At 59.6% G+C, this 8318-nt stretch carries 8 protein-coding genes; 3 read left to right on the plus strand and 5 right to left on the minus strand.

The features are described 5' to 3' along the window. Positions 1-14 precede the first annotated feature (14 nt). Positions 15-1220, plus strand: coding sequence for an imidazolonepropionase (gene hutI / locus BLR20_RS25335; RefSeq protein WP_010435935.1), 1206 nt, complete (start codon positions 15-17; stop codon positions 1218-1220). Positions 1221-1231: 11 nt separating this feature from the next. Beyond that, positions 1232-2032: an N-formylglutamate deformylase gene (gene hutG, locus BLR20_RS25340; RefSeq protein ID WP_054994408.1), complete on the plus strand. Its 801-nt coding sequence runs from the start codon at positions 1232-1234 to the stop codon at positions 2030-2032. Between the two features lie 98 nt (positions 2033-2130). Here the strand turns inward: hutG and BLR20_RS25345 are convergent, their stop codons facing one another. Beyond that, positions 2131-4389, minus strand: a complete 2259-nt coding sequence (locus BLR20_RS25345; protein ID WP_054994407.1) for a heavy metal translocating P-type ATPase — start codon at positions 4387-4389, stop codon at positions 2131-2133. Between the two features lie 86 nt (positions 4390-4475). On the opposite strand from BLR20_RS25345, the gene cadR reads away from it, so the two are divergent. After that, positions 4476-4922 carry a Cd(II)/Pb(II)-responsive transcriptional regulator gene (cadR, locus tag BLR20_RS25350; protein WP_010434512.1) on the plus strand — a complete coding sequence of 149 codons (447 nt, stop codon included), beginning with the start codon at positions 4476-4478 and terminating at the stop codon, positions 4920-4922. A 21-nt stretch (positions 4923-4943) separates the two neighbouring features. On the opposite strand, the gene BLR20_RS27925 is transcribed toward cadR, so the two are convergent. From BLR20_RS27925 to lgt, 4 genes are all read right to left on the minus strand, one after another. Further along, on the minus strand, positions 4944-5840 hold the full coding sequence (locus tag BLR20_RS27925) for a hypothetical protein (protein WP_054994406.1): 897 nt from the start codon (positions 5838-5840) through the stop codon (positions 4944-4946). Positions 5841-5843: 3 nt separating this feature from the next. After that, on the minus strand, positions 5844-6041 hold the full coding sequence (locus tag BLR20_RS25360) for a hypothetical protein (protein WP_032614303.1): 198 nt from the start codon (positions 6039-6041) through the stop codon (positions 5844-5846). A 76-nt stretch (positions 6042-6117) separates the two neighbouring features. Then, positions 6118-7089, minus strand: a complete 972-nt coding sequence (locus tag BLR20_RS25365) for a thymidylate synthase (RefSeq protein WP_054994405.1) — start codon at positions 7087-7089, stop codon at positions 6118-6120. Between the two features lie 52 nt (positions 7090-7141). Then, complete coding sequence (gene lgt / locus BLR20_RS25370) at positions 7142-7954, minus strand: prolipoprotein diacylglyceryl transferase (protein WP_010434503.1); 813 nt, start codon at positions 7952-7954, stop codon at positions 7142-7144. Between the last annotated feature and the right edge of the window lie 364 nt (positions 7955-8318).

An 8318-nucleotide genomic window follows, 5' to 3' on the forward strand; every position in this document is an offset into this window, starting at 1 on the left:
CAACGAGGTCTGGAATGAAAACGCTCTGGAAAAACTGTCACATCGCAAGCATGGCACACGGCAAATACTCGATCATCGAGGATGCCGCCATCGTGACCTCCGGAGCGCTCATCGAGTGGATCGGGCCTCAGGCCGAGCTGGCCGAGCCGGAACATGACAACTGCATCGATCTGAACGGTGCCTGGGTCACGCCCGGCCTTATCGACTGTCACACCCATACCGTGTTCGGCGGCAACCGCAGCGGCGAGTTCGAACAGCGTTTGCAGGGTGTGAGCTACGCCGAGATCGCCGCAGCGGGCGGTGGTATTGCCAGCACGGTGCGTGCGACTCGCGCCGCCAGTGAGGATGAGCTGTACGCCAGTGCCGAGCGTCGCTTGCGGCACTTGCTCAAGGACGGCGTCACGACCGTCGAGATGAAGTCGGGCTACGGGCTGGACCTGGAAAACGAGCGCAAGATCCTGCGGGTGATTCGTCGCCTTGGCAACACCCAGCCAGTCACCGTGCGTGCCACCTGCCTGGCCGCCCATGCACTGCCACCGGAATACACCGATCGCGCCGACGATTACATCAACCATATCTGCAACGACATGCTCCCGGCGCTGGCAGCCGAAGGGCTGGTCGATGCGGTGGATGCTTTCTGTGAATACCTGGCGTTTTCGCCCGCGCAGGTCGAGCAGGTGTTCATCACCGCAGGGCAGTTGGCATTGCCGGTCAAACTGCATGCCGAGCAGCTGTCGTCATTGGGCGGATCGAGCCTGGCAGCGCGCTACAAGGCGCTGTCTGCGGATCATCTGGAATTCATGACCGAAGACGACGCCATCGCCATGGCGGCTGCCGGAACCGTCGCGGTGCTGCTGCCGGGCGCATTTTACTTCCTGCGTGAAACACAATTGCCGCCGATGGACGCGCTGCGCAAGCACGGCGTGCCGATTGCGATTTCCACCGACCTCAACCCTGGCACCTCGCCGGGCCTGTCATTGCGCCTGATGCTGAATATGGCCTGCACGCTGTTTCGCATGACGCCCGAAGAAGCACTGGCGGGGGTAACGTTCAATGCCGCCAGGGCACTGGGCATGAGCGCGACCCACGGCTCGCTGGAGGCCGGCAAGGTCGCGGATTTCGTCGCCTGGAACATCGAACGACCGGCTGATCTGGCGTACTGGCTGGGCGGCGATCTGGACAAACGTATCGTGCGCCACGGCGTCGAATCATCGATCTGAAGGAGAGCCCTGTGGATAACGTTCTGACATTCAAACGTGGCCGCATTCCGCTGCTGATCAGCATGCCGCATGCCGGTCTGAAACTGACGCCGGTGGTCGAAGCCGCGCTGGTGGACGAAGCGTTGAGCCTGCCGGACACCGACTGGCATATTCCGCGTCTGTATGACTTCGCCGCTGAATTGGGCGCCAGCACCCTGGCCGCCGAGTACTCGCGTTTTGTCATCGACCTCAATCGACCCTCCGACGATAAGCCGATGTACGTCGGCGCAACCACCGGGCTGTTTCCGTCGATCCTGTTCGATGGCGTGCCACTGTTCAAGGACGGCCAGACGCCGAGTGCCGAGGAACGAGCGCGGTATCTGGAGCAGATCTGGACGCCCTACCACCAGACACTGGAGCAAGAACTGCAGCGCATGCGTGACGAGTTCGGCTATGCGCTGCTGTTCGACGCCCACTCGATTCGCGGTCACATCCCGCACCTGTTCGACGGTCGCCTGCCGGACTTCAACCTGGGCACCTTCAATGGCGCGAGCTGCGACCCGGAGCTGGCCAGCCGAATGGAGCAGGTCTGCGCAGCGGCGAAAGACTACAGCCATGTATTGAACGGGCGCTTCAAAGGCGGCCACATCACCCGCCATTATGGCAACCCCGCCAACAACATCCATGCCGTACAGCTAGAGCTGGCGCAAAGCACCTACATGGATGAGTTCGTGCCCTTCCACTACCGCCCGAACCTGGCCGAGCCGACCCGCGCCGTGCTCAAGCCACTGCTGGAAACCTTCATTGCCTGGGGGCAGGAGCGCTTTGGCTGATGAAGGCGGACGCAGAGCGTCCAGAAAGGCGCTACCACGCGGAGCGTGGGAATGCCGTTCCGGACGCTCCGCGTCCGCCCTTCAAGGTTCCCGCCTGATCACTTCTTGAGCAACCGCAAGCCGTTGAACACCACCAGCAAGCTCACGCCCATGTCGGCAAACACTGCCATCCACATGGTCGCCAGGCCTGCGAAGGTGATGCCGATGAACAGCACCTTGGTCACGATGGCCAACACGATGTTCTGTTTCAACACTGCAGATGTCCGGCGTGAAAGCGCAATGAACGTTGGTATCTTGCGTAGATCATCGTCCATCAGGGCGACATCTGCTGTCTCGATGGCAGTATCGGTGCCTGCAGCGGCCATCGCGAAACCGATCTCCGCACGGGCCAGCGCCGGGGCATCGTTGATACCGTCGCCCACCATGCCCACCCGGTGATTGCGGCTGTAAAGCGCCTCGATAGCACTGAGTTTGTCAGCAGGCAGCAGATTACCCTGCGCTTCGTCGATGCCGACCTGATCGGCAATCGCCTTGGCCGTGTGCGGGTTATCACCGGTCAGCATGACCGTTTTGATGCCCAGCTCATGCAACTGAGCAATGGCTTCGCGGCTGGTCTCCTTCACTGTATCGGCGACGGCAAACAGCGCAATCGGGCCAGACGCATCAAGCAACAGCACCACGGTCTTGCCCTGCATCTCCAGCGCATCAAGCCTGGCTTCCAGCTCTGGCGAACACAGGCCCAGTTCTTCCACCAGACGATGGTTGCCCAGGTGATACATCTGGCCGTTGATCTCGCCCTTCACTCCGCGCCCACCCAACGCCTCGAACGCACTGACTTCATGCAGCGTCAGGCTGCCATCGGCGGCCTTGGCAATCGCCTGGGAAACCGGGTGATCTGAACGCCCGGCGAGACTCGCGGCAATCGCCGACGCGCTATCGGAGACAGCAGGGTTCAAAGGCACATAATCAGTCTGCACCGGCTTGCCATGGGTCAGCGTGCCGGTTTTATCCAGCGCCAGGTAATCGAGCTTTTCGCCCATTTCCAGATAAACGCCACCCTTGATCAAAATACCTTTACGCGCCGCCGCAGCCAGACCGCTGACAATAGTCACCGGCGTGGAAATTACCAGCGCACATGGGCAGGCCACCACCAGCAGCACCAGCGCCCGGTAGATCCAGTCATACCATTCGCCACCGAAGAACAGCGGCGCGACCAACGCCAGTGCCAACGCAACGACGAACACCACCGGCGTGTAGATACGGGAAAAGCTGTCGACAAAGCGCTGGGTCGGCGCACGCGAACCCTGAGCCGCTTCCACCGCATGAATGATGCGCGCCAGCGTCGAGTTGTTCGCGGCGGCGGTGACTCGATACTCCAGCGAACCGGCCTGGTTGATGGTGCCCGCGAAAACCTTGTCGCCGACAGTCTTCTCCACCGGCAGGCTTTCACCGGTGATCGATGCCTGATCAATCGTTGAGCTGCCGGACACCACTTCACCATCAAGCCCGACACGCTCGCCGGGCTTGATCCGGACGATAGCCTCCAGTTCGACGTTTTTGGCTTCGACTTCCTGCCAGCTGCCATCCTCCTGTTTGACGGTGGCAAGCTCTGGCGTCAGTTGCATCAGGCCACTGATCGCATTGCGCGCGCGATCCAGGGACTTGGCTTCGATCAACTCGGCAATGGTAAACAGGAACATCACCATCGCCGCTTCCGGCCACTGACCGATCAGAATCGCGCCGGTCACCGCGATGCTCATCAGCGCATTGATGTTCAGGTTGAAGTTCTTGAGTGCAATCCAGCCCTTCTTGTAGGTCGTCAGCCCGCAACTGAAGATCGACACCAGTGCCAGCAAGGCAACCACCCAGGTCGGGCCGAGCGAGGCAAAATGGACCACCTCTGCGCCAAGCGCCGCAACGCCGGACAACGCCAGCGGCCACCAGTGTTTCTTCACCACCGGCGCAGGCTCGGCAGACGCTGCACCTTCCTCGACCGGCTCGGCCTGCATGCCCAACGAACTGATGGCATCACGAATCGGGTCGGTGGACGGCAGGTCGTGCCAGACGCCCAGCATGCGGTTGATCAGGTTGAATTCCAGCTTCTGCACACCGGCCAGCTTGCCCAGCTTGTTCTGGATCAGCGTCTGCTCGGTGGGGCAATCCATCGCTTCGATACGGAAGCTGCTCAGACGACCACCTGCTGCAGGCGCTTCGCTGAAGGTCACTACAGCAGGCTGCGCATCGCTGGAGCAGCACGAATGCGCATGCTCCACGGGCTTTTGCTCGTGTGCGTGCTCGCCGTGATCATGGTCATGATCGCGGTCATGTGCGGGGGAATTCTTGATCGTCGTGCCCATTCGTTGTGGCTCCAGGATTCTGCTTGTTGCCAAGTGAACACCCTGTAGCCACTATAGGGTCAAGCACTCAAACGAGATGAGTCCAAATGAAAATCGGCGAACTGGCAAAGCTGACCGACACCCAGGTCGAAACCATCCGCTATTACGAACGCGAAGGCCTGCTGCCCGCCCCCGCGCGCAGTGACGGCAATTACCGGCTGTATACCCAGGCGCACATGGAGCGCCTGTCGTTCATCCGCAATTGCCGCAGCCTGGACATGACCCTCGAGGAAATCCGCAACCTGCTGAATCTGCGCGACAGCCCCCAGGACCAGTGCGAAAACGTCAACGCCCTGATCGACGAGCACATCGAACACGTCAATGCCCGCGTCGCGAGCCTGCAGGCGCTCCAGGAACAACTGCTCGACCTGCGCCGCCGCTGCAGCGATGGCACCACAGAACATTGCGCGATACTGGAAAGGCTGGAAGTGACGGGGGCTGTGGCAGCGCCCGAGGGCGAGCCTTCACATGTGGGGAGGAGTCATGGGCATTGAGACGGGTTTGAAATTCCCGGTTCAGCGCTGCGCAGCCTGCACCACCGCCACAAGCTCAGTGATCGCCTTGACTAGCTGATCTTTGGCGGCTTTCTCTTTCGCTGTCTCTTCACCCGCCCGCTCATAATCAGCGCGCTTGAATGCTTCACGCACCTCATCACTGAAGATGCTGATCGAGACGATATTTTCCTGCCGAAAACCAATAGGCCTGAGCGGTGTATCACTCGGGTAATCGGTCGTATAGACCACTTTAAGGGTGTCCTTGTCCCGATAGCCACTGACGGTCGGGATGAGCAAAATTTCCTGATTGACACCCGTCACTTCGGTGGGGGCTCCGACGTCCATGATGTAACCGACGTAGACCTTTCGATCCACCATCGTGATCATCACTTCTTCCTTGTCGACAAATGCATCGAAAAGCGTCGAGCAGATAGGACTATGCTCTACAGACTCGCCCAACAGATAGGCCGCAATTTCTTCTTCTTTAGTGGCCTTCAGTTGCCACTTGAGAATCTTGACAGTAAAAAAAGCGCCCAAGCCTGGCATCGCCAATGTCAGTAATCCCGAAAGGGCAAGGAACACGCCCACCTGACTGAAATTTTTGCCAGAGATGTCGAAATCCTGCCCCATTTGACCTAAAGCGCCCACGAAATCGGTGTTCACGGCAAAACAGACTGGCGAGGCCGCGTCATTGGTTTGGGCCCACTTGGGGCAAAACACACCCCAGTCATGCGAGAACAGACCTGCAAGGGCTGCGGTGACAAACATGGCCGCTAGAAAGCAGTAGATACCATACCGCCCCACCTGCAAGTACAGCATCTGGCCTTCATAGCGATGCAACCTGCAGTAAATGGTGGGATCTTTCAGGCACACCAAAAAGCCACTGACGAGTAGTGGCAGCAGAAGTAAAAAAGCCATTTATCAGGATTCGGCTTGCGGAGTGACCAGTTTTTTAGCCTTATCGCGGGAGGAGCGAACCAAGCCTTCGATTTCTTTGGCGTCCATGGACATGCGACCACCCCTCACCACAAGAGTGTCGATGCTCTTGATTGCCTGCATGAAGGCTTCATCTTCAGCCTTCTTCGTATCGCTACGATGTCCAATCCGATTGAAAAACATAGTCGATTCCATTGAACAGAGTCAGGGGGCTTACGCCAAAACTATAGCACAACGCTCAATTCGCTCTCTTACGGACTCAAACCGCCATCGGTGCCGTCATCGCCGGATGGTGCTGATAGCCTTCCAGTGAGAAGTCCGAAGGCTCGATCAGCTCCAGCCATTCAGGCTGGTACACACCGGTCTTGGCGAATTCCGGCACGCGGTCGGAGATCACCAGTTTCGGCATCGGGTACGGCTCGCGGGTCATCTGTTCGTTGAGCATGCCCAGGTGGTTTTCGTACACGTGGGCATCGCCGATGAAGTAGGTGAACCAGCGCGGCGTGTAGCCGGTCAGGCGGCCGATGAGGCTCAGCAGCGCGGCGCCTTCGGTCAGGTTGAACGGCGTGCCGAGGCCCAGATCGTTGGAGCGGATGTACAGCGTCAGCGAGATTTCGCGGGTCTGCGGGTTCGGGTGCAGCTGGTACAGCAGGTGGCACGGCGGCAGGGCCATTTCATCGAGCTGTGCGCAGTTCCAGCCGTGGAACAGGATCCGGCGGCTGCCCGGGTCGTTGATGATGGTGTCGACGCACTGGCGAATCTGGTCGATGGCCTTGTACAGGACTACGAAAGACTGGCCGTCTTCTTCGGATTCGGCAATCTGACGATACCCCTGGCCCAGCGCCAGCTCGATGGCCGCGACATTGCCGGCATCGATACGCTTGTAGGCAGGCCACTTGCGCCATTGCACGCCGTAGATTTCGCCCAGGTCGTCCTCGCCCTTGCGGAACGGGTTGTTCAGCCACTGAGCGTTTTCATTGGCGTTCTGGTCCCAGACCTTGCAGCCCAGTTCGCGGAATTCGGCGGCGTTGTTTACGCCACGCAGAAAGCCGACCATCTCGCCGATAGCCGATTTGAAGGCCATGCGCCGTGTGGTGATAGCCGGAAAACCTTCCTGCAAGTCATAACGCAGCATCGCACCCGGAAAGCTGATGGTGTTCACGCCGGTACGGTTGGCTTGCAAGGTCCCGTGCTTGATCACATGAGCGACCAGTTCCAGATATTGCTTCATAAATCACCTGCATTGTTGAACGCGCCGGGCGCTGTCACCCGGCGTTTCGGTATTAAGCCGCTGCTTTACTGGCGGACGGGTCGCGCTTGTAGGCCAGCCAGATCAGGAACAGGCCGGCGATGATCATCGGCAGGCTGAGGATCTGACCCATGGTCACCCAGCCCCACGCCAGATAACCCAACTGGGCGTCAGGGACGCGGACGAACTCGACCACAAAGCGGAAGATCCCGTAGAACAGCGCAAACATGCCGGAAACGGCCATGGTCGGACGCGGCTTGCGGGCGTACAGATTGAGGATGATGAACAGCGCAACGCCTTCCAGCGCGAACTGATACAGCTGCGAAGGGTGGCGCGCCAGTTGCGCAGGGTCGCTGAACGGCGGGAAGACCATGGCCCACGGCACATCGGTCGGCTTGCCCCACAGCTCGGCATTGATGAAGTTGCCGATACGCCCGGCACCCAGGCCGATCGGCACCAGCGGGGCAACGAAGTCCATCAGCTGGAAGAAGCTTTTGCCGTTGCGCTTGCCAAACCACCAGGCCGCGATCATCACGCCGACAAAGCCGCCGTGGAACGCCATGCCACCCTTCCAGACCTCGAAGATCAGCAACGGATTGGCGATGTAGGCCGACAGGTCGTAGAACAGCACGTAGCCCAGTCGCCCACCGACAATCACGCCCATGGCCAGCCAGAAAATCAGGTCGGAGAGTTTTTCCTTGGTCCAGGTCGGGTCGAACTTGTTCAGGCGACGCGACGCAAGCAGCCAGGCACCACCGATACCGACCAGGTACATCAAACCGTACCAGTGAATTTGCAGCGGGCCGATAGCGACGGCTACCGGGTCAATCTGCGGGTAAGGCAGCATTGCGACTCCTCAATTGGAACGCCCTTGCGAGCGACTGAATCAGGCGCGCATGTTACCGGAGCCCGGCAGGATGCTCTAGCGGCGACCGATGGAAGCCGCCTGAACGAAGTGAAAAAAGATGCGCCTGATGTGTCCAGCCGTAAGGCCTGGGTATGGTTATCGTTCCCACGCTCCGCGTGGTAGCGCCGTTCTGGACGCTCTGCGTCCGGTCTTGAAACAGGCGTGTGTGTATGCTTGCTCACGAAGAGGTAGGTGCAGCAGCTGAATATTATTTACTAAGCAGTCAGTCTGCCTTCGCGAGCAAGCTCGCTCCCACGGGGGGCAATGTGTACTCCCTGTGGGAGTGAGCTTGCTCACGAAGGCA

It is taken from the genome of Pseudomonas congelans, assembly GCF_900103225.1.
GTDB lineage: Bacteria > Pseudomonadota > Gammaproteobacteria > Pseudomonadales > Pseudomonadaceae > Aquipseudomonas > Aquipseudomonas congelans.

Coding starts and splice junctions, on each gene's coding strand:
- BLR20_RS25365 (WP_054994405.1), bottom strand. CDS start 7,089: ATGAAGCAATATCTGGAACTGGTCGCTCATGTGATCAAGCACGGGACC.
- cadR (WP_010434512.1), top strand. CDS start 4,476: ATGAAAATCGGCGAACTGGCAAAGCTGACCGACACCCAGGTCGAAACC.
- BLR20_RS25360 (WP_032614303.1), bottom strand. CDS start 6,041: ATGTTTTTCAATCGGATTGGACATCGTAGCGATACGAAGAAGGCTGAA.
- hutI (WP_010435935.1), top strand. CDS start 15: ATGAAAACGCTCTGGAAAAACTGTCACATCGCAAGCATGGCACACGGC.
- BLR20_RS27925 (WP_054994406.1), bottom strand. CDS start 5,840: ATGGCTTTTTTACTTCTGCTGCCACTACTCGTCAGTGGCTTTTTGGTG.
- BLR20_RS25345 (WP_054994407.1), bottom strand. CDS start 4,389: ATGGGCACGACGATCAAGAATTCCCCCGCACATGACCGCGATCATGAC.
- lgt (WP_010434503.1), bottom strand. CDS start 7,954: ATGCTGCCTTACCCGCAGATTGACCCGGTAGCCGTCGCTATCGGCCCG.